23 protein-coding genes, 1 pseudogene and 1 riboswitch are annotated in these 25,613 nt (G+C 54.3%); of the genes and pseudogenes, 9 read left to right on the forward strand and 15 right to left on the reverse strand.

All coding sequences use genetic code 11. The features are described from left to right. Positions 1-164 precede the first annotated feature (164 nt). Positions 165-1,229, reverse strand: coding sequence for a uroporphyrinogen decarboxylase (gene hemE, locus BN3003_RS17755; RefSeq protein ID WP_058357947.1), 1,065 nt, complete (start codon positions 1,227-1,229; stop codon positions 165-167). Positions 1,230-1,390: 161 nt separating this feature from the next. On the opposite strand from hemE, the gene BN3003_RS17760 reads away from it, so the two are divergent. Beyond that, complete coding sequence (locus BN3003_RS17760) at positions 1,391-1,825, forward strand: DUF4870 family protein (protein ID WP_234333119.1); 435 nt, start codon at positions 1,391-1,393, stop codon at positions 1,823-1,825. Between the two features lie 80 nt (positions 1,826-1,905). Here the strand turns inward: BN3003_RS17760 and pssA are convergent, their stop codons facing one another. From pssA to BN3003_RS17780, 4 genes and pseudogenes are all read right to left on the reverse strand, one after another. Further along, positions 1,906-2,715: a CDP-diacylglycerol--serine O-phosphatidyltransferase gene (gene pssA / locus BN3003_RS17765; RefSeq protein ID WP_082625721.1), complete on the reverse strand. Its 810-nt coding sequence runs from the start codon at positions 2,713-2,715 to the stop codon at positions 1,906-1,908. 11 nt (positions 2,716-2,726) lie between these two features. Beyond that, positions 2,727-3,872 (reverse strand): GTPase HflX, encoded by a 1,146-nt coding sequence (hflX, locus tag BN3003_RS17770; protein ID WP_058357948.1) that lies wholly within the window; start codon positions 3,870-3,872, stop codon positions 2,727-2,729. 30 nt (positions 3,873-3,902) lie between these two features. After that, positions 3,903-4,553 (reverse strand): annotated as a pseudogene (locus BN3003_RS17775) (phosphatidylserine decarboxylase); the annotation flags it as partial. Positions 4,554-4,718: 165 nt separating this feature from the next. Then, positions 4,719-6,107, reverse strand: coding sequence for an aminotransferase-like domain-containing protein (locus tag BN3003_RS17780; RefSeq protein WP_058357950.1), 1,389 nt, complete (start codon positions 6,105-6,107; stop codon positions 4,719-4,721). A gap of 144 nt (positions 6,108-6,251) precedes the next feature. On the opposite strand from BN3003_RS17780, the gene BN3003_RS17785 reads away from it, so the two are divergent. From BN3003_RS17785 to BN3003_RS17795, 3 genes are all read left to right on the forward strand, one after another. Further along, positions 6,252-7,115, forward strand: a complete 864-nt coding sequence (locus BN3003_RS17785; protein ID WP_199822609.1) for a DMT family transporter — start codon at positions 6,252-6,254, stop codon at positions 7,113-7,115. A gap of 223 nt (positions 7,116-7,338) precedes the next feature. Further along, positions 7,339-7,959: a phosphatase PAP2 family protein gene (locus BN3003_RS17790; RefSeq protein WP_058357952.1), complete on the forward strand. Its 621-nt coding sequence runs from the start codon at positions 7,339-7,341 to the stop codon at positions 7,957-7,959. After that, a complete protein-coding gene (locus BN3003_RS17795) occupies positions 7,956-9,050 on the forward strand; it encodes a sterol desaturase family protein (RefSeq protein WP_058357953.1) in 1,095 nt (364 codons plus the stop codon). Before BN3003_RS17790 ends, BN3003_RS17795 begins: the two co-directional genes overlap by 4 nt. Positions 9,051-9,135: 85 nt before the next feature. Here BN3003_RS17795 and thiE read toward each other — a convergent pair whose 3' ends face one another. Genes thiE through thiM form a run of 3 tightly spaced genes read right to left on the reverse strand, consistent with a single transcriptional unit; the run spans position 9,136 to position 11,334 of the window. After that, a complete protein-coding gene (gene thiE / locus BN3003_RS17800) occupies positions 9,136-9,774 on the reverse strand; it encodes a thiamine phosphate synthase (protein WP_234333121.1) in 639 nt (212 codons plus the stop codon). Further along, a complete protein-coding gene (thiD, locus tag BN3003_RS17805; protein WP_058357954.1) occupies positions 9,761-10,582 on the reverse strand; it encodes a bifunctional hydroxymethylpyrimidine kinase/phosphomethylpyrimidine kinase in 822 nt (273 codons plus the stop codon). Before thiD ends, thiE begins: the two co-directional genes overlap by 14 nt. After that, on the reverse strand, positions 10,579-11,334 hold the full coding sequence (thiM, locus tag BN3003_RS17810) for a hydroxyethylthiazole kinase (protein ID WP_058357955.1): 756 nt from the start codon (positions 11,332-11,334) through the stop codon (positions 10,579-10,581). The genes thiD and thiM overlap by 4 nt, the downstream gene beginning before the upstream one ends. Before the next feature lie 81 nt (positions 11,335-11,415). Further along, positions 11,416-11,519: riboswitch (TPP riboswitch) on the reverse strand. Between the two features lie 120 nt (positions 11,520-11,639). On the opposite strand from thiM, the gene BN3003_RS17815 reads away from it, so the two are divergent. The 3 genes from BN3003_RS17815 to BN3003_RS17825 are packed head-to-tail and all read left to right on the forward strand — an operon-like array spanning position 11,640 to position 14,383. After that, the gene (locus tag BN3003_RS17815; RefSeq protein ID WP_147645463.1) at positions 11,640-12,563 is read left to right on the forward strand and encodes a hypothetical protein; all 924 of its coding nucleotides are present in this window, start codon (positions 11,640-11,642) and stop codon (positions 12,561-12,563) included. A 3-nt stretch (positions 12,564-12,566) separates the two neighbouring features. Then, positions 12,567-13,535 (forward strand): ribonuclease Z, encoded by a 969-nt coding sequence (locus BN3003_RS17820; RefSeq protein ID WP_058357957.1) that lies wholly within the window; start codon positions 12,567-12,569, stop codon positions 13,533-13,535. Continuing rightward, entirely contained in the window at positions 13,532-14,383 is an 852-nt protein-coding gene (locus BN3003_RS17825; protein ID WP_147645464.1) for a hypothetical protein, read from the forward strand. The genes BN3003_RS17820 and BN3003_RS17825 overlap by 4 nt, the downstream gene beginning before the upstream one ends. Positions 14,384-14,436: 53 nt before the next feature. On the opposite strand, the gene BN3003_RS17830 is transcribed toward BN3003_RS17825, so the two are convergent. The 4 genes from BN3003_RS17830 to BN3003_RS17845 all read right to left on the reverse strand — a co-directional run bounded on the left by BN3003_RS17830 (position 14,437) and on the right by BN3003_RS17845 (position 20,441). Beyond that, the gene (locus tag BN3003_RS17830) at positions 14,437-15,840 is read right to left on the reverse strand and encodes a class I SAM-dependent methyltransferase (protein ID WP_058357959.1); all 1,404 of its coding nucleotides are present in this window, start codon (positions 15,838-15,840) and stop codon (positions 14,437-14,439) included. Positions 15,841-15,900: 60 nt separating this feature from the next. After that, positions 15,901-17,262 (reverse strand): GTPase/DUF3482 domain-containing protein, encoded by a 1,362-nt coding sequence (locus BN3003_RS17835; RefSeq protein ID WP_058358110.1) that lies wholly within the window; start codon positions 17,260-17,262, stop codon positions 15,901-15,903. Further along, on the reverse strand, positions 17,252-18,565 hold the full coding sequence (locus BN3003_RS17840; RefSeq protein WP_058357960.1) for a DUF2868 domain-containing protein: 1,314 nt from the start codon (positions 18,563-18,565) through the stop codon (positions 17,252-17,254). The genes BN3003_RS17835 and BN3003_RS17840 overlap by 11 nt, the downstream gene beginning before the upstream one ends. A 100-nt stretch (positions 18,566-18,665) precedes the next feature. Next, entirely contained in the window at positions 18,666-20,441 is a 1,776-nt protein-coding gene (locus tag BN3003_RS17845) for an autotransporter domain-containing protein (protein ID WP_058357961.1), read from the reverse strand. 152 nt (positions 20,442-20,593) lie between these two features. On the opposite strand from BN3003_RS17845, the gene BN3003_RS17850 reads away from it, so the two are divergent. Beyond that, complete coding sequence (locus BN3003_RS17850) at positions 20,594-21,901, forward strand: FAD-dependent oxidoreductase (protein WP_058357962.1); 1,308 nt, start codon at positions 20,594-20,596, stop codon at positions 21,899-21,901. Further along, complete coding sequence (locus tag BN3003_RS17855; RefSeq protein ID WP_058357963.1) at positions 21,898-22,680, forward strand: SAM-dependent methyltransferase; 783 nt, start codon at positions 21,898-21,900, stop codon at positions 22,678-22,680. The genes BN3003_RS17850 and BN3003_RS17855 overlap by 4 nt, the downstream gene beginning before the upstream one ends. Before the next feature lie 142 nt (positions 22,681-22,822). Here the strand turns inward: BN3003_RS17855 and BN3003_RS17860 are convergent, their stop codons facing one another. The 3 genes from BN3003_RS17860 to BN3003_RS17870 all read right to left on the reverse strand — a co-directional run bounded on the left by BN3003_RS17860 (position 22,823) and on the right by BN3003_RS17870 (position 25,558). Further along, positions 22,823-23,245: a hypothetical protein gene (locus BN3003_RS17860; protein ID WP_058357964.1), complete on the reverse strand. Its 423-nt coding sequence runs from the start codon at positions 23,243-23,245 to the stop codon at positions 22,823-22,825. A gap of 27 nt (positions 23,246-23,272) precedes the next feature. Beyond that, a complete protein-coding gene (locus BN3003_RS17865) occupies positions 23,273-24,427 on the reverse strand; it encodes a PQQ-dependent sugar dehydrogenase (RefSeq protein ID WP_058357965.1) in 1,155 nt (384 codons plus the stop codon). Between the two features lie 90 nt (positions 24,428-24,517). Continuing rightward, on the reverse strand, positions 24,518-25,558 hold the full coding sequence (locus BN3003_RS17870) for an AbrB family transcriptional regulator (RefSeq protein WP_058357966.1): 1,041 nt from the start codon (positions 25,556-25,558) through the stop codon (positions 24,518-24,520). Positions 25,559-25,613: the final 55 nt, after the last annotated feature.

The following is a 25,613-nucleotide window of genomic DNA, read 5'->3' on the forward strand; positions in this document are numbered from 1 at the left end:
TTATCGTGTGTTTGTGGTGTGCAGTAACGGCGCCGCATTGTAACTGTGCGAATAAGCGCCAGCCATGGTGTCTGGTGCTTGCCAAGCACCTTGCAAGCGAGCACCCGAGTGTAACCAAAAAAGCGGCCTGTAAGAGTTTACAGGCCGCTTTTTAAGACATTTATTTAAACTGCGTGGTAAGGTTTAGACAATCGGTGCACCGCATCAATCAACACCTTGGCATGTTCGGGATTGGTGTGTTGGTTAATGCCATGGCCCAAATTGAACACATGGCCATTGCCTGCGCCAAACTCGGCCAAAATGCGCGCCACTTCTTGCTCTATCGACTCTGGTGTGCCAAACAAAGCCATGGGGTCGAAATTGCCTTGCAAGGTCACTTTGTCGCCCACACGTTGACGAGCGGCCTGTAAGTCTACCGTCCAATCCAAACCCAAGGCATCAACACCGATATCGGCCATCGCTTCCAACCACAAACCGCCACCTTTGGTGAACGCAATCACCGGCACTTGGCGACCTTCGGCCTCACGCTGCAAGCCAGCAACGATTTTTTGCATGTAGCGCAACGAGAATTCACGGTAAGCAACATGGCTGAGCGCGCCGCCCCAAGTGTCGAAAATCTGCACCGCTTGCGCGCCTGCGGCGATTTGCGCATTCAAATACACAATCACCGAATCGGCCAACACATCCAAAATGGTGTGCAACAAATCAGGGCGTTGGTACATCATGGTTTTGATGGTACGGAATTCCTTGCTGCTGCCGCCTTCTATCATGTAACAAGCCAAGGTAAACGGACTGCCTGAAAAGCCGATTAACGGTACACGGCCATTCAAAGCCTTGCGTATGCTGGACACCGCATCGGTGACATAGCGCAATTTGTCCATGTCCACCAATTGCAAAGCGGCCACATCGGCCTCAGTGCGCACAGGACGCTCAAATTTCGGCCCTTCGCCTTCGGCAAAATACAAACCCAAGCCCATGGCATCGGGGATGGTCAAGATGTCGGAAAACAAAATCGCCGCATCCAAATCAAAGCGTTCCAACGGCTGTATCGTCACTTCTGTGGCCAATTCGGTGTTTTTGCACAAAGACAAAAAATCGCCGGCTTGGGCACGCGTGGCACGGTATTCAGGCAGGTAACGCCCCGCTTGGCGCATCATCCACACAGGTGTGTAATCCACATCTTGTTTCAATAAAGCACGTAAAAACACATCGTTTTGCAATTCGGTCATGGGAGGGCCGTCACTAAAATCAATCAAATGCGTTATTATAGGCTAAGATGAAAACAATTACCCTGAGTTAGCGCAAGTCGCGGCAAATATGCTATAAACCATTGCATTTGAGTAGGCAATCTAAGTCTGTTTCACCACCTGAGCCCTTAAAAGGAGTAAGCATGTCTGAATCTGAACAAAACCCGCAAAGCCCAGCCCCTAGCGAAGAAACGGCAGCCGTTCAGGCCACCGCCGCCCCCACTCACAGTCCCATCAAACCATCGTCTGGCGGCACCGACTTGCGCCAATACACGATGATTATTTACATTTTGTACATGGTGGCCATTTTGGTGGGCATTACCTCCATCGTCGGCGTCATCATGGCGTATGTGAAGCGTGCCGATTTTGCCGGCACCGAATACGAAGACCACATCACCTATTTAATCCGCACGTTCTGGATCAGTTTGATTGGTTATGTGATAGGCGCGGTATTGTCGGTAATAGGCATCGGCCTCATCATCATCATCGCCGTAGGCATTTGGTATATCTACCGTTCCATTGCCGGCTTCATCAAATTCAACGACAACAAACCCATCAATGCTTTGGGTTGGATGTAATATGATGAATTGATTTGAAAACACACAAAAGCGGCCTGTAAACGATTTACAGGCCGCTTTTTAATAGGGTCAAACCATGTTTAAGCTGTTTTGGCTTTGCCCACACCGAGTTTTTGCATCGCCCACATCACATAGCCTGACAGGCTGTAGGCCAAGAAGAACAAGAACAAAATCAGTGATGGCTCCCAGAACAGCAGCAAAATCACCGCCACAATGATGAGCATGGTGAAGAACGGCACTTTGCGGCGCACACCCAATTCCTTGAAGCTCCAGAATTTGATTTGTACTATCATCGACAAGCCGGCAAACAGCGTCAACACCAAGCACACATATTTGATGCCCGGAATATAAGCAAACTCATGGTATACCCACACCAAGCCGGCAATCAAAGCGGCAGCGGTAGGACTGGGCACGCCGATGAACCAGCGTTTGTCAACTTTGCCAATTAAGGTATTGAACAAGGCCAAGCGCAAGCCGGCGCAAGCGCAGTAAATAAACGCCACCGCCAAACCCAAATGGCCAAAATCAAACAACTGCCATTTGTACGCCACCAAAGCCGGTGCCACACCAAAGCTCACCATATCGGCCAAACTGTCCATTTGTTCGCCAAACGCGCTTTGGCTGTTGGTCATGCGCGCCACACGGCCGTCCATGCCGTCCAAAATCATCGAGGCAAAAATGTAAAACGCGGCTTTTTCAAACTCATTGTGCACGGTGGCCAAAATAATCGCTTGAAACGCGCAAAACAAGGCCGCGATGGTAAACGCATTGGGCAACAAATAAATCGCATTGTCGCGCAAGCGCTTTTGTTTGTATTCGTCTTGTGTTGCGACCGCGTCAGAATGGGCATCTGCCCCAGTTTCTGCCACTTGCTTGTCGTCTTGCTCCATACTGCTCGTCCTTATAAAGATTGTGCTTGTTCCGCCATCCACTGGCGCAAATCTGCCAAGCCCTCGCCATTATGCACCGATATGTGCATCGCCACCACGCCGCCTTGCGCATTGAGCACCGCACCTGCGGGCAAGGCCGCCTCTGCTGGCAGCAAGTCGATTTTGTTCAATACCAATAAGCATGGGATGTTTTCGGCACTGATTTGGTTCAACACCTCGTTGACATCGTCGATTTGGCGCGACCACTCCGCATGCGAACGGTCAACCACATGCAACAGCACATCGGCCTCGGCGGTTTCTTCCAAAGTGGCGGCAAACGCTTCCACCAATTCGTGCGGCAAATCGCGCACAAAACCGACGGTATCGGTGAGCACCACATTGGCATTCGGCCCCAAATACAAGCGCCGTGCGGTGGTGTCCAGCGTGGCAAACAATTGGTCTTTGGCCAACACATCGGCCTTGGTCAGACGGTTGAAGACGCTGGATTTGCCGGCATTGGTATAGCCGACCAGTGCGAAAGTCGGTGTGCCATTGCGATTACGACTTTTGCGTTGGGTCTGACGCTGTTTTTTCACCTGTTGTAACTCGCGTTTCAAGCGGGTGATTTTGTTGCCGATTAAGCGGCGGTCGGTTTCCAACTGCGTCTCGCCCGGCCCTTTCATGCCTATGCCGCCTTTTTGGCTTTGCAAATGCGCATAGCCGCGCACCAAGCGACTGGACAAGTGGGTTAACTGCGCCAACTCCACTTGCAATTTGCCCTCTTGCGTGCGCGCACGTTGGGCAAAAATGTCCAAAATCAAACCGACGCGGTCGATGACGCGACATTGGCACACTTTTTCCAAATTGCGCTCTTGCGTTGGCGTCAATGGGTGGTTCACCACCAACAAATCCGCTTCGGTTTGGACGATGATGTCGGCGATTTCTTCGGCCTTGCCGCTGCCGATGTACAAGGCGGGCGATGGTTTGTCTTTTTGACAGGTGACGGTTTCCACCAATTCACCGCCGGTGGCGCATATCAACTCTTTGGCTTCGGCCACAGCGGCCTGAAAGTCGTTTTGGCGCACAACACGGTTGCCGGCGAAATCGGTTAAATCCACTGCCAAAAGCACGATGCGCTCTGGGCGCACCGTGCTGTTATCCATTTGGTATTGAGTCATTGTGGGTTTTCAGGCCGCTTAATCAGCGTTTTGAGCTGGCAAATGTGCCAAGATGGTAGTGGAAGCAGACACTTTTTCGCCTATGGTCACTTGCGCTTGCGCGTCTACCGGCAAATACAAGTCCACACGCGAACCGAAGCGAATAAAGCCATAGCGTTGGCCGCGGTACAAATGGTCGCCCACTTTGGTGTAACACAAGATGCGACGCGCCACCAAACCCGCCACTTGCACAAAGGTGATGTCGCGACCGCTATCGGTTTTCATCAATACCGCATTGCGCTCGTTTTCCAAACTGGCTTTGTCCAAATCGGCATTGACAAAAGAGCCGGCAAAATACTCGACGCGCTCTACCGTGCCTTCAATCGGTGCGCGATTGGAATGCACATTGAACACATTCATGAACACGCTGATTTTCAAGGCTTCGCATTGGCGGTAAGGGTCTTGGGTTTTTTCAATCACCACGATGCGGCCGTCAGCAGGGCTGGTGATGGCATTGGCATCGTTCGGGGTTTCGCGCGCTGGGTCACGGAAAAACTGCACCACAAACGCGGTAATCAACCAAAATGGCAACGACCATGCGCCAAACATGCAGGTAATCAACAGACTCGCCACCACGGTGACGATGATAAATGGCCAGCCTTCTCGGGCTAAAATCGGGTGCGGATAATGTGCTTTGGCCACTGTGGCTCCTTGGGTACGCGGAAAGTTAAGTTCGCCATTATAACCGCATTCATTCGACTGCTGCCAATTATGCAAAACAGGTTTACAGGCCGCATTTGCCTGCCCAAACCCAAAGCCAGACAGATGCGGCCTGTAAGTTTGCTCTTGCCTTGCCTGCGTGTGGATTCAATTACTTGCCGTCAACACCCGCGCCAATACCGCAAACACACGCTCATCCAAACACTGCGCCACATTAAAACGCAGACTGTCGCCGGCATTTTGCGACAAACTAAACGCATTACCCGGCGCCAACACCAGCCCTTGTTGCAAACACGCTTGCGCCACTTGCGCCGCATCACAGCCCGCTGGCAAACGACACCACACAAAAATACCCGCAGACGGCAACAGCCACGGCTCTATGCCCAAGGCTTGCAGTTTGGGCACCACGATTTGCATCGCCTGCGCCAAGCGCACGCGCATCGCCTCCACGTGTTTGCGGTAGCCACTGTCGGTGAGCGCGTGCCACACCAATTCTTGCGCCAAACGCCCACCGGCAAACGTGGTGGCAATTTTCAAATCCACCAAAGCCTCTAACCATTCGGGTTTGGCGGCGATGTAACCGACACGCACCGACGCCGACAGGGTTTTGGAGAAGCTGCCGATGTGGATGACGCGTTCCAAACCATCAAACACACTCAAGCGCGCCGCCGCTGTCAATTCAAAATCGGCAAAAATATCGTCCTCAACCACCACCAAATCGCTGCCATCAATCAATTTGAGCAGGCGGTGCGCCACCACCGGCGACAAGGTCGCGCCGGTCGGATTGTGTATGCCTGCATTGGTGACGTACAAACGCGGTTGATGCTCAAGCAAAGCGGCCTGAAACGCCTGCAAATCTGGCCCATGTTCGGTATAAGGTACACCAACCACCTTGACCCGATGCGCCTTGAGCAAGGCATGAAAATTGAAATAGCACGGGTCGTCCACCAAGACGGTATCGCCGGCTTGTAAAAACAAGCGGCAAATCAAGTCTATCGCCTGCGTGCCCGATTCGGTCAACACAATTTGCTCAGGCGTGGCTTCCAAACCCATCGCCGCCATGCGTCTGGCCAACAGCAAACGCAGTGGCGGCAAACCCAAAGGCGTCGCGTATTCGCTCAAACTGTCGACCTCAGCACGCGCCACCGTCCGCAAAGCGCGGCGCATGCCGTCTTCAAACAACCATTGCGGTGGCAACCAGCCACAGCCTGGGCGCAACATCTGCGCATCGCCTTCTAAGGCTTGGCGCGAAATCCACAACGGGTCTATGGCACGGTCTTGCGGTGCACCGGCTTGGCGCAAATCCAGTGGGGCAACACTGCCTTGCACATAATAACCCGAGCCCGCTTTGGCCAAAATCAGCCCCTCGGCCACCAAGCGCTCATACGCTTCCACCACCGTCGACACCGACACCTTCAATAATTGTGCTTGCGCCCGCACCGACGGCAAACGCGCACCGGTGACCAAGCTGCGTTGGTGTATTTGGGTGCGCACATGCGCCATCACTTGGGCGATGCGGCCTGTAGTTGTGTTCATCGTTGACTCGCTGGTGTGATTGGAAAGCATGACTGCAATTGTATGGGTCAAACACCAATACAGTTCTTTAAAATTGTATTGGATTGTAGCTGTTTTGGCGTGGCTGAGCATGATTTACTGTGAACACACACAACACAGGAACACATGATGAAACAACACACTCTGGGCTGGCTCAATGGCATGGTTGGCGTGGCCATTTTTTCAGGCTCTTTGCCCGCCACCCGCGTGGCAGTACAGCAATTGTCACCGTGGTTTGTCACCGGCGCTCGCGCTTGCATCGCCGCCGCGCTGGGCGCGCTGTTATTGCAGCTCTTGCAACAAGCACGACCACAAGCACGGCAATGGGCATCTTTGGGCATGGTCGCCATCGGCGTGGTCTTAGGCTTTCCCTTATTAACCGCCTTGGCCTTACAACACGCCTCCTCGGCGCACACCATTGTGTTCATAGGCTTGCTGCCTTTGTGCACGGCGATGTTTGCGGTATGGCGCGGCGGCGAACGCCCATCGCTGTGGTTTTGGCTGTTTGCCGTGGTCGGCGGTGCCAGCGTTGCGGCCTATGCCTTGATGAACAGCGACGGCGCGCCGTGGTACAGCGATGCCTTGATGGTGGCCGCCATCATTGTGTGCGGCATGGGTTATGCCGAGGGGGCTAAGTTGTCACATGCGCTCGGTGGTTGGCAGGTCATTTCATGGGCATTATTGCTGTCTGTGCCCATCATGTTGCCATTGGCGCTGTGGTCGTGGCCCGATGAGGTGAGCGCCATCAACGCCAACACGTGGTGGGGCTTGGCCTATGTGTCTTTGTTCAGCATGTTGATTGGCTTTGTATTTTGGTACAAAGGCTTGGCGCAAGGCGGCATCGCTGCGGTGGGACAATTGCAATTGTTGCAACCGTTTATGGGCTTGGCCTTGGCGGCGCTGCTGCTAGGGGAAACGGTGAACTTCGGCATGGTTGTGGTGACTTTATTTGCAGTGGTGTGTGTGGCAGGGGCGAAACGCACGGCGTGATTGATAACATCGTCCTACCTCACAGCATCAATAATAAGCGGCCTGTAAGCCTTACAGGCCGCTTATTTCTTGTTTATACACATCATTTATCTGAGCGACTCAACACCCACCCAGCAAACACTACCACAAGCAGCACCCGCCACTACTGCCCCACAAAAACCTTGCCGCACAGGTATGGCTCTTGCTACACCTAGCAACATCTGAACCTCACGACATCACGACCATGTGGACTTACCGTTGTTGGCAATTGCTGTGGGCTTGGGGCTGTGTTGGCGCTTGCTACACACTGGCTTCGCTGTGGCCTACGGCGTCGCCTTGGGTGTTAAGCCCGTCGGCGCTAGACCAAGCCATCCGTTTACAGCCACTGTGGATGCCTGTGTATCTGTCGTTTTTCGCGTTCATTCCGTATGGTTTTATGCAACTGGAGCGCAGCGCCTTGCCCACTTTGCGCGTGGCATTTCAATGTTGTGGTGTGTTGTCGGCGCTGGTGTTCATTGCCTTTCCCACTTCCTTGGCCTACCCCAGCAGCATCGCACTTGAAACTCATAGCGGCCTGTTTTGGGCATGGTGGCACCAAATGGACACACCGCAAAACTGCCTGCCCTCGCTGCACGCCAGTTTGACCACCATGGTGGCCTTAGCCTGGCTCAAATCGCCACAAGCGGCCTGTAAGCCGCGTTGGGCAATACTTTTATGGTATGGCTGCATCTTGTTCAGCATCTTGGCGTGCAAACGTCATTTCGCCATTGATGTCGCCGCCGGCATGGCGCTGGGCACACTCTGCTATATTGGCGCTGCCTATTTGCACGGCACACGCCCACTCTCTTACAAGGTGAAAACATGAATTATCTTGCCATCGCCTTATTGTTGATGCTCATCATGGTGGTGCTGGAATTGGCCTACATCCAGTGGGTGAAACGCCAAAGCGCGCCGTGGCTGGACATGGTGTTCAATCTTAATTCTGGCCATGTGTTGCTGTGGCTGTTTCGCGGCGTTGAGTTGTGGGTGTATGGGCTGGTGTTTCATTATGCTAATTGGCATGTGGTCGATGCTGTGCCGCTGTGGGCGCAGTGGCTGTTGGCTTTTGTGGCGTGGGATTTCGGTTTTTACTGTCTGCATTATTGCCACCACAAATCGCGTTTGCTGTGGGCAATACACTTGGTGCACCACACCGGCCAAGACTTCAACCTATCGTTGGGCATACGCAATTCGTGGTATTCGTCTTTGAGTTCCATCCCGTTTTTTGCGTGGATGGCGGTGCTCGGTTTCACGCCCACGCAGTTTCTCATCGTGTCGGTGGCGCATTACGCCATCCAGTTTTACAACCACAACAGCCTCTATACCCAACCTACCCTGCTCGATACAATTCTGGTCACCCCTTACAGCCACCGTGTGCACCACGCGCAGCAAGCGCCGTATTTGAACCGCAATTTTGGCAGTTGCTTCAATGTGTGGGACAGACTGTTTGGCACTTTTCAAACCCCACAAGCCGATGTGCCCATGTCGTATGGCGCCAGTTTTCCGCACACCCACGACCCGTATGTCGCCAACCAATGGCCGCTGCGGCGCTTATTGGGGCTGCGCCCGCCGCTGCGCCAATTGTTGGGACAACAAGCCACTTCGCCCTTATTGGTGGCCAGTGCCGGCATCGCGCTGTTTCTGACCGTGATTTACTATGTGTTGTTTGAATACCGTTGGCAACACTTACAAACCGCGGTGTGGGTGGTGGCGCTGACCATCGCCACCATCGCCATTGGTCGTTACAGCGATGGCCACCGCAGCCAAGCCAAAGTCTGGTGCGGCATGGCGCTGGGGTTGGCGGCATGGGTGGCGTGGCAAGGCTATTCGGATTGGCGCTGGCTGCTGGTAGGCGTATTGTTGGCGCAAGTGCTCTTGTCGCTGCGGGTATTGCGCCTCAATACTTACCGCTATTGAAACGCTGTGTATTGTCTTTTGTGGCCTGTAAACATAATAAGCAGCCTGTAAATCGTTTACAGGCCGCTTATTGATTGCTTTAGGCTTACAAAGACAAGGCTTGAAACTCAGCCACAAACTCAGGGTGTCGGCAAATCGCCGAAATCACCGCAACACCGTCGGCACCGGCGGCAAACACCGCCGGCGCGCGCTCTAAATTGATGCCACCAATGGCAACGATGGGCAGCTGTGGAAACGCTGCGCGCGCCTCTTCCAACCAACTCAAACCAGTGGGTGCGTTGGCATCGGCTTTGGAAACGGTTGGATAAATCGGCCCCAAGCCGACATAATCCGCACCCGCTGCTTCAGCACTGTGCACTTCAGCCACGCTGTGCGCCGACACGCCCAAGATTTTGTCGCCAATGCGCGCGCGCATGGCGGTGATGTCGCCATCGTCTTGGCCGATGTGCACGCCTTCGGCATCCAGTTTCAGCGCCAAATCGACATCGTCGTTCACCAAAAATGGCACGCCGTACTGCCGACACAAGGCCAAACAATCGCGCGCGAATTGCTCATACGTTGCTGTTTGCCCATACAAACTGCCTGCGCCTTTTTCGCGCCATTGAAACAAGGTAATGCCGTCTTGCAAGGCGGTGCGCAAGATGTTCAATGCGGCCTGTACATCCCCATCAACATCTTGGCTGCCCATGATGAAATACAGCTTCAATTGTTCACGCCCAAACACAGTCCACCTCGCATTCGCCCTTGAATTGTTGGTAAGCAAAATGGTTGGTCGGGCCGTGGCCATGGCCCAAATGCAAATCGTGCACAATGCCCAAGTGAATAAAGCGCTTGGCCTCAACCATCGCCTCAGGCAAGGCCAAGCCTTGCGCCACAAATGCGGTCAAAGCAGCCGAGAAAGTACAACCGGTGCCGTGGGTATTCGGCGTGTCTATGCGCGGCATTGCCATGCTGAAACGGCGGCCATCGGCCAAAAACACATAATCGCGCGCCATTTCTTCTTGGCTGTGGCCGCCCTTCATCACCACATTTTTTACCCCCAAATCCAGCAACACTTGCGCTGCCGCCACCATATCGTCGGCATGGTTGATTTTCAGGCCGCTTAAGACTTCGGCTTCGGGAATATTCGGCGTGATGACCGTGGCCAAAGGCAATAATTGCGTGCGCATCGCCGCCACCGCTTGTTGTTGCAGCAAAGACGCGCCGCCTTTGGCGATCATCACTGGGTCGACCACCAACACGCCGCGATAGTCTTGCAAACGCTTGGCCAATACCTCGATGATGTCGGCCGAAAACAACATGCCAGTCTTGATGGCTTTGACTTCAAAATCGGCCAATACCGCATCCACTTGTGCCAACACAAATTCTGGTGGTGCCGCGTGTACGCCGGTCACGCCCAAAGTGTTTTGCGCGGTTAAGGCGGTAATCGCCGAGGTGCCAAAAGTGTTTAATTCTTGAAAAGTCTTTAAGTCGGCCTGTATGCCGGCGCCGCCGCCCGAATCCGAGCCAGCGATGGTCATGGTCACATTCATGCGGCAACTCCCACAGATACTTGCTGTAAGGCATTTAAAAAGCCGATTTGAAAATCGCCGACTTGCGTGCTCTGTGCCGCGGCGATTTCGGCCACGCGTTTGTAGTCTTGCAACACCGCTACTGTGGCGGTGTAAGCATCGTCGCTGCCGACCAAACCTGCCGCCACCACCGCACTCAACAGGCAGCCCGTTCCTGTTACCAACGGTGTCAGCGCCGAGCCGCCGCTGATTTCGCTCACGCGCTCGCCATCGGTCACAATGTCGGTTTCCCCTGTGACCGCCACCACCACGCCATAGCGTTGCGCCACTTGCTTGGCGACTTCGACCACGGCCAAATCGCCGTCGCCGCTGTCAACGCCTTTTTGCTGCCACGGCACTTCAGCCACCGCTGCCAATTCGCCAACATTGCAGCGCAATACCGTGTGTTTGACCTCGCGCATCAACTCGCGCACGGTTTGGCGGCGAAACTCGGTCGCGCCGGCGCCGACCGGGTCAAACACCACTGGCGTGCCCAAGGCATTGGCGGCTTTACCGGCGGCCAGCATGGCTTTGACCGACTCCGAATTCAGCGTGCCCATATTGATGGACAAGGCGCCAGCAATGGCGACCATTTGCGCCACTTCTTCGGGCGCATCGGCCATCACCGGAGACGCGCCGATGGCGAGCAAGCCATTGGCTTTGAAATTGGCCACGACAATATTGGAAATGCAATGCACCAATGGTGCATGACGGCGGATGTGGTTCAAACTCATGTTGGTTACCTTTTCAAAAAGACAAAAAACCAACACCGTGCAAAGTGATGAATCATGTGGCCTGTAAGCCTGAAACAGCTTACAAATGGGACACTTGCTCCCTACGCCGGTCTTAACCGACAGGTTCAAAGGGTCAGACGTACCGTCTTTCTCAACGCGTTAAGTGCGTTCCCCTGCAACGATGTGATGGGCGAAACTATATCACTGTGGCGCAAACTTGTCAGTGTCGAGTATGATGTCAGGGCATGCTTGGAATACGTGCATACCATAACCTGATACCACGATTACACCAGAATAATATCAATATGATGCTGAATTTATATGCAGTATTGGGTGTGTCAGAAATCGCGACCGTGGCCGCCATAGCCGAAGCGATAGACGCAGCCGAACAACAAGGGGACTTATCAAGTAAGGTGTTGCAATCGGCACGCTTTTACTTGTTACAGGCCGATAAACGCACCGAATACAATCGGGCTTTGTCGCGCGCCAAACAAAAAGGCACGGCCACCACCGATTGGCAAGCGGCCTTGGCCGAAAGCGAACGCAAACAATCGCTGCCCGCCACCACCGCCCAGCGCTCACAACACGTCGCCGTGTACCAACAACCGGTTGCCTTGGCCAGCGGCGGCAACAGCACGCTCGCTTATGCCGAAGCGCCGGTACACAAAATGGGCAAACGCCATTGGCTGGGTTTGCTGTTGTGCCTGTTAATCACCGGCGTGTTGGTAGCGGTCTTGTGGCAAATGGCGCAAGTGCAATTGCATCAAAACGAACAAATCACCGCCTTGCAAAAAATGACGGCCGAGCGCCGCCTGCCTGAAGATTGGCCGACATGGGAGCAGCTGGAGGGCGAAACCTTCTTAAGCGCCAAAGAGCAAGCCAATACCAAGCTCACCATTTACAAAAATGCCACCCAAGACTTGCCAGTAATGCTGTTGCCGTCGAATAAACGCATAGACTGCGGCGAACGCGGCAACCAAAACTGCGCCGTCACCTTTATCTTCGATGGCAACAACCCGCGCACGTTTGATGCCCAAATCGTTGGCTCCAGCTTGGTATTCAACGACATGAAGCAATTGCCCATCTTGATGCACGAATTGAGCGGTGCCAGCAGCATTGCGGCCAGCTTTCCCAAAGCCAAAGACATGATCAGCCTCACTTTCGAGCGCGCCAATCCTGCCAGCGCCAGTGAGCCGAAAAACAGCGCCAAGAGCAAACACAAGGGCTAAACCATGTTAGATTTGCAATTTTTAGGCACCTCCGCCGGCATTCCCACCAAAAGCCGCAATGTCACCGCCTTGGCCGTAGGCCAAACCGCCAATAAGCCGTGGCTGCTCATCGATTGTGGTGAAGCAACACAACAGCAATTGCTGCACACGCATTGGTCGGCCAATACCTTAAGCGCGATATGCATCACCCATGTGCACGGCGACCATTGTTATGGCTTGCCGGGCATGCTCGCCAGTGCCGGCCTGAACAAACGCACCCAACCTTTGACCATCATCGCACCGCTGCCTTTGTGGCAATGGCTGGAGCACACCATCGCGCTGACCGATTTGTTTTTGTCGTTTGAATTGCAATTTGTCGATGTCACCACTTTGCTGGAGGAGCGCTTTTATGTCGATGATTTTGAAATTTCGGCCGTGGCCTTAAGCCACCGCGTGCCCAGTTATGCCTATAAAATCCGCCACCGCCGCGAAGTGCGCCAACTCGACCGCGATGCTTTGTTTGCGCACGGCTTGCCGGCAGGGCCGCTGTGGGGCATGTTGCAAAACGGCCAAGACGTGTATTACGAAGGCCGCAACTACCCCGCCTCGCTGTATTTGGAACAACACGAACAGCGTGTGTGTGCCTTAATTGGCGGCGACAATGACAGCCCAAGTTTGTTACAGGCCGCTTGTGACGGTGTGCAAGTGCTGGTGCATGAAGCGACGTACACGCAAGACATCGCCGACAAAGTGGGCGCGTTTCCGATGCACAGCTCAGCCAAACAAACTGCCGAATTTGCCTACCAAGCGGCGATACCGAATTTGGTCTTGACCCATTTCAGCGCCCGTTATGGCGATGCACAAGCCTTAGAGCCTTTATTGGCCGAAGCCAAGCGCTATTACCATGGCCATGTACACTTGGCTGAAGACTTTGCGCAATACCGTTTGCTGCCCAGCGGCGAATTCCAACCCTTAACAACGAGAGACGCATGAGCCAGTCCCCGATGATCAATTTGTATGCCTTGCTCAATGTCGCTCCCTATGTTGATGCCGCCAAGATTGAAGCTGCCATTAGCAACAGCCGCCAAACGGGCAGCATCAATGCCGCCATTTTGGACAAGGCCGAACAATGGCTGCTCAATCCCGTCATACGCAGCCGCTACGATGCGCAATTAAAACAGCAACAGCCTGAATTTTTCATGGCCACGCCGGCCACCGATGCATGGCAATTGGACGATGGTGAAGACGAAGTCAGATTGGGGGTGTTGCAAAAGAAAAACCACGATGGCGTCAGCATGGAGCCGGTGTCACAACTGGACAATTTGGTCTACATCCGCGAGCAGCAACGCTATAACGCTTTGACCAAAACCATTATTTACGGCGGCATTACCATGGTGGTGGTGGGCATCATCTTGGCGATTGCTTGGCCCATGCTCAAAAAAACCGTGTTTGCCACCAGCGATTGGGAAAAACACCAATACTTGCAGGAATTTGTGCAAAAAGGCTGGCAAGAAGACACCGACATGGGCGAGGTGTATTTGGAATCGGATGAATACACCTCACGTTTGGCGGTGAAATATGTCGACAACGACGCGGTAGCAGTATTGACCAATACCTCGTGCGACATGTCGAAAAAAGGCTTGTGCAACATCAACATTACCATAGATGGCGAACGCTTGAACAACGATACCGATGTGGGTGTGGGTTTGATGGACGATGTGCCGTTGGCCACGCGTGCCGACCGTGACAAAACCTTAAAACGCTTACAGGCCGCTCGCAAAATTGAAGTCAGCTACATGAGCCAAGGCCAACCGATTACACAGACGTTTAAACTGCCTTAAAACCACACCGTTGCGTAAAATACAAACCGCAGCGGTGTGGTCATACTCACTTCTTACTCATTGAACGCAATTTGCTCGGATGTCATTCGGGCAATCAAGGTATACACCGGCATGTGGTGTTGCCAGATGTGGTGAAACGCCAGCGCTTTTTGTTTCAAGTCCTCATCGTCCATGTGGGTGCCAAAACGTGAGGAGTTGTGGAAACACGGCAAATCAATCACCACCCCCTCAAAGCCAGCTTCTTGCGCTCTTAACACTGCCTCTGTTCCGTAGAAATGAAACCCCAGCTCGGGTGACATCACAGGCAACAAACGGTCTTTGCGAAACACCAACACCAATTCGTCCAATGAGTCACAGCGCTCAGGCAACCGTGCCGGTGGCGCATACGTCTTGAGTCGGTCTATGCACAAGCCCAAATGGCTGATATGGTCGGCGTCCACTTTGCGTATGCCCGCCACACCCACTACTGCCACGGGTTTGCCCAGTTGCTCCTCAGCCTCGTGCCAAGCATATTGCACTTGCGCAAGCCAACCTGCCGGCAAATACACATCTTGGTGCACCAACACAATGTAATTGTGCTCGGCATGCACTTTCGCATGCTCCCACGCTTGCGCCATGTTTTGTGCGCCTGTCATCGGCAATAATTGGTGGCCTTGGTCATTGCTGGCCAACTCCGGCGAAGCGGCGATATTGTTGCTGTATTGCAAGGCATTGTTCATCGCTACCGCTACCGTACACGGCAAGGTGTCGACTTGGTCTTGCCAAGTCTGTGCACGAGTGAGGTTGGCATGTTGTATCTTGGCGGAAACAATGTATTGAAACGCCTCAAACACGATTTTGGCATGTTCCGGTGCGGTGCCCAAATAGCCCAATACCGGTTGCAAACTGGCAAAAAATCCCGCATCCATTTCGCCATTGAAAATGGCTTGTTTGACCTCAGGCACATAGCCCGCGTCCAAAAACATCTTGAACATATTCGGCAGCGTCATCAAATTGACATGGGTTTTGTCCAATAAACCCGCGCCGTGGTATTGGAAATTTTGCGTCAACATTTGTTGTAACACTGAAAAGTGCTGCAGATTGGGGATACAGGCGATGACTTGACCATCGGGTTTCAAATACGGCAACAGCTTTCTGAGCACCGCCGTGGCCTCGGTCAGGTGTTCCAACACATCGCCACAAACGATACAATCAAACGATTGCAACGCAATGCTGTCGGGCAAATCATTATTTTGAATGTCGAAAGCATACACTTCATCCAAACGCGTTTTCGCGACTTCCGCGATTTCCGGCACATACTCGACGCCGACGATGTAACGGTCAGGATTTTGCTCTTTTAAGGCCGCGCCAAACTTGCCACCGGCACAGCCGATTTCCAAGATGCGCAGTGCCGTTGCCGGTACTTGATGAAACAATGCCACGTTGATGCTTTGGTAATAATTGCCCGGCTTTTCCATTGAATTCCCTTGTATTATTGTTGTGTGCTGAAATACCGCTTTGCAGCAAAAAGCATAGCATTAATGCTGTCGATTTGACGACAAAGATTTGCTTAACAGCTGCTGTAATTCTTGCGCCGCCTCATGCCGATTGGCGGCGGCTTTGCTTTCTTTCACGCCATTTAAGGCCGACCATTCGGCATGGCTGCGGGCACGGCGCAAAGGGCTGGGCAAATTGCTGTTCGGCCAAATCACCGCAGCGGCCTGTAAATCCAAGGCTTGCTGCGCCGCATGGCCGCGTTGCATTAAGGCCAAAATCAAGCCTTGCGCACGCGTCGCCAGCAAGGTAATGGTGGCGGGGTCTATGTGTATGGTTTTGACACCACTGAGCCGGTCCGACAAACTGCCCATGTTCGACAACACCCCACCGATGACGCCGCCTATGGCCGCACCCATGCCACCGGACAAACCAGCGGTGGCCGCATCCACGCCCAAACCGATTAACGCGCCCACCGCCGCACCGGTACTGGTGCGCAAGCCAAATTGCTTGAGCAATTCGGGGTCAAACGGGTCTTGGCTAAACGCCTTGGGCATCCAATCGGCCGGTAAATCCGCTTGTTGGTAAAAACGAAACGCTTGCAACACATCTTGTTGAAAATGGCGCTCGCGCTGACGCACCTTGTTTTGCATTTGTGCCAATACCGGCTCAACCGGGTCTTCGTCTTTAACGGTTTCCACCAAGGCCGCCACTTCCAGCAAGAAATGCGCCATCAAACGCCACGCCGCGTCTTGCAAACCTTGCCATTCCAAGGTGCGCACGGTTTGCAGCTGTTCCAACACCGCTTTGCGATTGAGCAAGGTATCCAATTGCCGCCACAAACGCATCTCGCCATCAAAATCAAACGCCACCGTGTCAAACTGGCTGTGCACATGCAAACCGCGCCGCGCCAGCATCTCATGCCACGCTGCCGCATCGCCTTGGACGCTGAAATTAAACACCGGCATCACCGGCTTGGCGCACCACGACAACACCGTCAATTCGTCTTTGTATTTGGCCAACACCGGCTCGCGCGCATCGATGACATACAGGCTGACATCGCTGCCCAACACTTGCCGCAATACCTTGGCCTCTTGGCTAAACACATCTTGTGCCACATCGGCCTGTAACAATTGCTGGATGCGCTCTATGCCATCGTGGCGGCTGGACGTGTGTTGTTCTAACCAGTCCAATACGCCTCCTGCATCTTCCAAACCGGGGGTGTCAAACAAACGCAACAACACCTGCTCGCGGCTGCTGATTTCCGCCGCTTCGACATGACGCGTGGTCGCCGGCGCGTTTTTGACTTCGCCAAAACCCTCGTCACGCAGCAAAGTGCGCAGCAGCGAGGTTTTGCCAGTATTGGTGTGCCCCACCACCGCGATGTTCAAGGCCTCATTCTTCATCACTTGCACCATTCCATTGCCATTCTATCGCCTGTTCATTCAAGGCTTGCTGCCACAAGCGCAAGCGTTCGCCGTCTTCGTTTTCGCCCCACAAACACACCAACAAACCGCCTTTGGCCGCATCGGCATAAGCATCGAAGCGGCGCATGCTGCCGCGTTCGGGCAAACTGTTCACGCGCACCGCCAAATGCAAGCGCACAGGAGCGGCCTGTAAGTGTTGCAACAAGGCTTCTTGCTCACTGCGGCTGTCGATGATGCCCAAGTCTTGCGCATTTACAGGCCGCATTTGCAGCAAACTCGCGCTGTCAGGCAGGCTTTCCCACGCGGCGAACACAATGCTTGCTGTCGCTAACGGAGCATGGCTGCGTTCGCGCTTGGCGTCGGCGCGGTAATCGCTGCCACTGTCGACAATTTGGGTTTGCCACAAGCGGCGCAAGCGCTGGTAATACGGCAGCTCCAGCGGCAACTGCGGCCTGTAAGCCCGCACGCGCCAGCGGCACAACAGCCACGCCAACAAACGCGGCACAATGCCATACACCAATAAAGACGACCACAGCAAATTCGCCCACTGGCGTGAAAATGCCACATCGCCAACGCTTTGACTGGCGGCAACGGTGTGCGCATCGGGCACGTTCAGACCCAATACATGTGGCAGCCATGCCAGTGCCGCCACCACGGTGTTCAAACTGCCTTGGTCTAGCAGCGTCGATTGCCAGCTGAACGTGTATTGGCGCACCAACAACATCATCACCACGCCCAATAACAAGCCGCCCAAACTCGCCAACCACATGCTGTGGCTGATGGCACCGACCAACCACTTCATGGACGGCTGTGCCAAGTGTTCACGCAACAAGGCCAATAAGGCTTGTTGTTCGGGCTTGCGCTGCACGCCCCAACCCAAACCGGCCTGTAACCACGTTGGCAAGCGCACTTGCGGCTTCAACAAATACACGAGCCACCACAAGAACACCAAGGCATTCACGCCCAACACACTGACCAACACATAAAAGAAATTCAGCGCCGGCGTTTGCATCAAACCGACGGCGGTGAAAATGCCCACCACCAACCACAGCACCCACAACACTTGCTTGAGTAACAGCGCCCGACTGACATAGTTTTGCAACAGCGTGTGCACATGCTGGTCGCTGTCTATGCGCTGCGCCCGCAGCCACAGCTTGCTGTCAAAATCAGCAGCGCTGTGTTTTAACTCGGTATTGATGCGCGCAGGGTCGCTGGCAAACACATGGTGTTGCTCCTCCAAGCGGCGCACCAATTCTATGTAGGCATAACGAAATGGAATCACAATAAGCCTAGGTGGTAACAGATTTGGCATTGTATCGGGGGAAATTGGATTTAGACAATGTTTACAGGCCGCTGCAAGCGGCCTGTAACTAATGCTTTACTTAAAAGCGATAAGAAGTATTCAAATACAGCGAGGTTTGCGCATTCGGCGCATCGCCCACTTGCGCCAACACACCCGCGCCCACTTGCCACTGCGGCGTGACATTGCCATTCACACCCAGCTCCAACACGCCGCTGTTTTTGGCATCGCCGGTTTTCACGGGCAACACAAAATGCATTTTGTCGACGCTGTTCAAACGCGCACCGACCACATCGTCAACGTCTTTGAACTCATGTTGCCACTGCGCCGAGCCATACACGTGCCAAGCATCGTTCAGCGCCACTTGTGCTTGGTAGCCCAAACTCGATTGGATGGAAATGTGCTCTTGCTCGTCAAAACTCATGGCGGTAGAGAGTTTGCCATCTTCTTTGAGCGATTTCACCGTCGCTTTTTGCGCACTCACCCCAATCATCGGTCCATGGGTGACGCGGCCTTGTTGCCAATTCAAACCGGCACTGATTTTGCCGCCGTATTGGTCACCATCGGCGCTGCTGTTGTGCACGCGTTCGGCCACACCCAATTGCACACGGCGGTGGCTGTCGACATCCAAATTGGCATAATACACTTGGCCGTTCAGCCACAGGTTTTGCTGCTGCCAACGCCCGTACAGGCCGCCTGCCAAGCGTTGCTGTTCATAGCCACTGCCTGCCGCCAACTTGCCATCTAAGTTGTCATAAGCCAAAAACGCACCGGCCGTCCAAGCACCAATGCGCTTGTCCACGCCCAACATCCATGCGCTGCCGGTGCCATCCAATTCCGTGCCCAAAGCATCGCCACTGCCCAACACCGCCGCGCCTTGTCCCCACACCGCCACACCGCTGTCTTGTACCTCAGCCACATTGTGCAAGCGGCGATCGATTCTTTGCATTTGTGCCACACCGGCTTGATTGGCCGCCGGTGCCAACACCACCACTTGTTGCGGCGCGGTCAAGACCGCCGCAGCATAATCGGCCAAGACCGTGTGCCCAGCCGTGGTTGGATGCACGCCATCGGCAAACAAATACGTCTTATCGGCATTGGGCTCGAGCAAATTGGCAGGGCCGCATTGCAAAGACGACACCGCACCACACGCCGGCGTGGTGACGTTTTTCAAACCAAAGCTGGCGGGATTGGCCGCCGCTTCATGCAGCAAACCAGCCACATCCAACGGAATCACATTGGCTTTGGTATTGGCCAATTGACCGTACAAAGCCTGATTGTAAGCCGTGCCCAATTGCGTGCCCGCAGCGGCATTGCCTGCAAACGCTGGCGTCATGCCCAAATCGGGAATGTTGGGCACCAAGATGTAGCGCGCGCCGGCTTGCGATAAGGCGCTGACCACAGTGACGTGTTCAATAATCGCTGAAGTAATCGTGGCCTGTGCCGGCGCACCAGCGGTAATGGCGAACAAATCATTGGCGCCGCCCCACACCGTGTACAAAGCATCGCTGTCCAAGCGATTGCCTTCTACCGCACGCAATTGCTGCAATTGTGTGCGCAAAGACGGAATCGGCACAGTGACGCCACCAACGGTGGTGCTGCTGTCCACACCGACGCGCGCACCGCCTACGGCATAATTCGTCCCTTGTTTGCTACTCGGGTCGGCAGACGTGCCCAGTTTGTCAGCCAATTGTTGCGACCACACTGCACCCGGATTGGTGGTAAAGCGTTGGCCCATGAATTGACCGCTGTCGGTCAAGCTGTCGCCCAAGAAATAGGTATTGGAAAACGGTCCTGCATGCGCCGCAGCGCTGAAGCCCAACAAAGCGACCCATGCCGCCAATTGCGTTTTTTTCATTATTTCTCCTTATTGGTATTGTTGCTTGCTCCTGCCAACTTGAGCATAGCAGAAACAGGCCTACTTCGAGCGGCCTGTAAGCTTGCTTTCATACAAACAACATATTTACAACACCCGTTTACAAGCGCAGCGCATCGGTTTATGTTGTCGCCATGAACACAGCCCCACTGAACATCGCCATCATCGGCAGCGGCATGGCCGGCCTGACCGCCGCCTATGTCTTAGGCCAACACGGCCACCGCGTCAGCATATTTGAAAGCCAAGCCAAAAACGGCTTGGCCGCCCACAGCACCGCTTTTGGCGGCGGCATGATAGACGCGCCACTGCGGGTGATGAACCCACAATTGTGGTCGCACACCTTGGCCTTGGCCGCGCACGTGGGCTTAAACCTGTACCGCGTGCGCACCGACATGGCGTGCAGCTGGACCCAACACGGCCACATCGGTGCCACTTGGTTCAGCAGCCGTCGCCATCCGCGCGTGAATTTTCCGCTGCTCGGTAATTGGCGCCACATGGCCGCGGTGCCGCAATTGGCTTGGGGGATATACCAACTCAAGCAAGCGCTGACGCGAGTGCATGAGCTGGATAAAGACATCAGTTTGCACGCTTGGCTACAGCGCCACCCGATGCCATCCTTATTGTGGCAAGGCTGTGTGGTACCGGTATTGCTCACCGTCTGCACTTGCGATGTCGCCACCTTGCTGCAATGGCCTGCCCGCCCCTTGCTGTGTTTTGTCGATTTGTTATTGCAAGATGCCGGCCTGTACCGTCTGCACGGCGGCACGCAAGCCTTGGCCAGTGCCTTGCAACAAGACACGCTGCTATACAGCCACCATGCCGTCACCGCGGTATACCAACAAGCGCAGCAAGTGTGGCTGCGCGATGCCAGCGAGCACAGCCATTGTTTTGACCACGTCATCGTTGCCACCCCAACGCAAGCGTGCGGCTTTCTGGACAACGCCCAATACGCCACCGAAAAACGCCTAATGCTGCAATTGCCGTACAGCAGCGGCGACTTGGTCAGCCACACCGACACCAGCGCCATGCCCCAACATCGCCGCGATTGGTCGCCGCTGCACTACAGCATGAGCCGCGATTTTCAAAACCACAGTTTCAGCGTGTGGCTCAATCCTATTGAAGCGAGTTTGGACAATGATGCCACACCCGTATTCCAAACGTGGAACAGCTTAACGCCGCTGCAAGACTCCGCCATCGTGCAACACACGCGCTTGAACCGCTCTGTCTGCACCGTCGATTCATTGCGCAGTGTCCAAGCTTTGCAAGACTTACAGGCCGCTTCCAGTAACACAAGACGCTTGTGGCTGTGCGGCTCGTGGAGTTGTGACGGCTTGCCGGTATTGGAGTCGGCAGTGACTTCGACCTTGAGCGTGTGTGCACATTTGGGTGCAAACCTCGATTTGCGCCTAGGCAGCGCCCAAGTGGTGACGGTGTCACCATGAGCAACCGCCGCGACCGCATTAACAGCGCCCTGTTGGGCGATGCGCGCGCACAAGCTTGGAGCAATTTAGGCTATTGGCAAGAGGGTCACAGCGATTACCCAACGGCAGCCAAAGCTTTGGCGCTGCAATTGGCCGAACAAATAGGCTTACAGGCCGCGGATGCGGTTTTGGATGTGGCCTGTGGTTATGGTGCTTCCTTGAATCTGTGGCATGAATGGGGGCTGCGCGAGATTGTGGGTTTGGAACAGCAAACGGCGTGTGTGGCGGCATGGCAAGACGATGCGCGCTTTCAGTGCCTGCATGGGCGCATACAAGACAGTGAGGCGCTGGTGCAGGGGCGGCGCTTTGATGCCCTTATCGCCATTGATGCGGCGTATCAGTGGGAGTTATCAGCATGGCTGACGCAAGCGCATGCTTTATTACACAACAACGGCCGCTTAGGCTTTCATTTTTTGCTGTTGGCAAACGATTTTGCCCAGCGTCCTCGTGCACAACAAGCGTGGACACGGCGATTGTTGCAACTGGTCGGTGTGCAGACTTTGCTCAATCAAGCGCAATTACAGGCCGCCTTGCAAACGCCTACAGCGCATTGGCAAGATGTGTGCATCACCGACCTCAGCCACCAAGTCTTGGCCGGTTTCGGCCGCTATGCACAGTCCTTGCCCTGTACACCATTGGGTTTCGATGGCTTCAAAATCCATGCCACTGGCTGGCTGTGTCGCCATTTATACCGACAGCGCAGCGTGCGCTATGTCAGCGTGAGCCTGCGCAAGGCCTGAAACTGCGTGCCTGCAACACCTCAATACTACATGACTATCAACAAGCGGCCTGTAAACCGTTACAGGCCGCATCAATTGCTGGTTTCACATCAGCTTAAGGTTTTGCCCACACTGACCTTCCCTTGCAACAGTGCTGCCACGCTCAGTAATACACATACTCAGCGATGGCAGCACCGTGGTAACGATCGAAAAAACCAGGGCTGGTCACGCCGATTTCCATGCGGTAAACCACTTTGCCCTGTTTTTTCCATAAAACTCGATACTCTTCACGGTATTGGCTCAAGTCATGATCGTATACCAGCGTTTCCGTAGGCGAGATATCGATGTATTTATTCTTATACTGCGGCAACTCTGCCAACACATATGGCTGCACCGATGCGGGCAATTTCTTTTTCATCTCTTTTAAATGGTATTCATACGCAGCCGGCATGCTGGTGTTTGAATACCAACACACATAGCGCACATATTCGTTCTTGTACACCGGCTCTTTGCAGTGTTTGCTCATCAGCGCCCAAGCACTGGGGCTGAGCAGACACAGTGACACCACCATCCATTGCATGCGCATACACCCTCCTTTCCAGCGCCACCATACTCAGCGCGGCAGCAATTGCAATAAGCGTCCATTGCTGCCGTCTTCCAGCAGCCAGATTTCACCGTTTGCCCCTTGCGACAATGCGCGCATGCGCTCGCCCATATCGTAACGCCCCACTTCTTGCGCGTGCTCACCATCCAAAGCCACGCGGATTAAGGCTTGTGACGACAGGCCGCTGATAAGCATTTGCCCTTGCCAAGCCGGAAATTGTTGTCCACTGTACATCAACATACTCGAAGGCGATATCACCGGCGTCCACGTGATTTTCGGCGCGATGAATTCAGGACGGGTGTCGTGATCGGGAATGACACGGCCGCTGTAATGGTCGCCATTGGAAACGATGGGATAGCCATAATTGCCGCCTTTTTGTATCAGATTCAATTCATCCCCGCCTTTGGGCCCCATTTCGTGCGCCCACAAACGGCCGTCGCTGTCCCAGCCCATGCCCAACACATTGCGGTGGCCTAGCGACCACACTTGCGCCGCCACCCCGCCTTGGCTGACAAACGGATTGTCATTAGGCACGCTGCCATCGTCGTTCAAACGCACGATTTTGCCCAAATTGCTGCTCATGTCTTGTGCCGGCGTGAATTTTTGCCGCTCGCTCGACGAAATCCACAGCTTGCCATCGCGGCCAAACAGCAATCTGTGGCCGTAATGGCCGTCACCCGTTACCTTCGGCACTTGTCGCCACAACACTTGCAGGCCGCTTAAACGCGCGCCTTGTCCATCCACATCCAATCGTGCCCGCGCCACCGCCGCACCTTGCTCATGTGCGTCACCCGCTTCGGCATAACTCAAATAAATGAAATGATTGTTGGCAAAATCCGGATGCAAAGCGACATCGCCCAAACCGCCTTGGCCCGCATCTACCACTGCCGGTACGCCGCTGATGGCGGTTTTTTGCCCGCTTTGCGGCTGCACCAACCACAGCTGTCCTGCTTTTTCAGTCACCAATAAGCGCCCATCGGGCAAAGCCGCCAAAGCCCACGGCCGCTTGAACGCCATCACTGTTCGCACCGTGAACGGCGCTTGGGTTTCCACTGCCACCACATTGCTGGCAGGACGCTCAGTACGAGCCACACTGTCGGCAGAACAGGCCGCAAGCGCAGCCCAAACCATCAACCACATCGCTGTTTGTTTGCCTTTTTGCATAGACCATCCCCTCCATATCATCTGATACACGGCAGTGTAATGGAAATGCGGCCTGTAAATGCTTACAGGCCGCTGTTTTAATGTGTTTTTTCATTTTGATTGCTGTGTACCGCTGGCTTGCCAATGAAACAACGGCCCGGTGACCAACAGCACGCACACCATGCGCGCTACTTGAACGGTGGTCACAATCGGCACGCCCAGTTGCAACACTTTGGCGGTAATCGTCATTTCGGTGATACCACCCGGCGCCAAGCTGAGAATTAAGGTGGGCACCGACACTGGCAATACCCAACTGAGCGCATACGCCACCAGCACAGACGCCGTCAAGGCGATGGCATTGCACACCCCCACCACTGCCAAAAATTGCGGCGCGCGTTTGAAAAAATCGGGGCCGAATTTACAGCCCAAAGACCAGCCTATGAACATCTGGCTGAGGTTTTGAATTTCAGGCGGGATGGCCGATAAGTGGATGCCATTCAAGGTCAGAAGCGCTGCCGCCAACAATGGCCCCAATACCCAAGGGTTAATCCAATTTCGCCATTGAAACCACAAGGCGCTGCTGACGGTCAGCGCCACCAAAGCCAGCAAGCCCCAAGCATCAAACACGGTATTTTTGGTGAATTGACTGGCATCACTGCCGTGTATGCCCAAGTATTGAAACGCAAATGGGATGCTCACCACCACCATCAACACGCGCAAACTGTGCGCCGATGCGACCTTGTCCACTTCGGCACCATAGCGTTCGGCCAAGGTCGACATTTCACTGGCACCGCCTACCGAAGAAGAAAACCATGCGGTCTTAAAACCCACACCGCCAAAACGCACCAACATGCGCGAACCAAACCAATCTTGCCATAAGGCAAACGCAATCGCCGCCACGATTAACCACACCGTGTCTTGCAATACCGTGACAATGGCCGGCATAAAATACAAACCCAAACTGCAGCCTATGCACCATTGCCCAGCTTTGCGACACCAAACGGGACAATACAGATACAGGCCGCTATAACGACACACGGCAGTCAATAACAACGGCCCCATCAACCATGGCAAAGGCAGGTGCAACAGCAAGGCCAGTTGCGCGCCAAGCATGGCAATGATGACGCTGCTGGCCAAAGATTTGAACTGCATGATGTGCCTTCTGTGAGCGAATTCAAAAAAACAGCCAGTAAGCTCGCTTATCTGG

This window comes from Vitreoscilla massiliensis, assembly GCF_001457815.1.
GTDB classification, from domain to species: Bacteria; Pseudomonadota; Gammaproteobacteria; order Burkholderiales; family Neisseriaceae; genus Vitreoscilla; species Vitreoscilla massiliensis.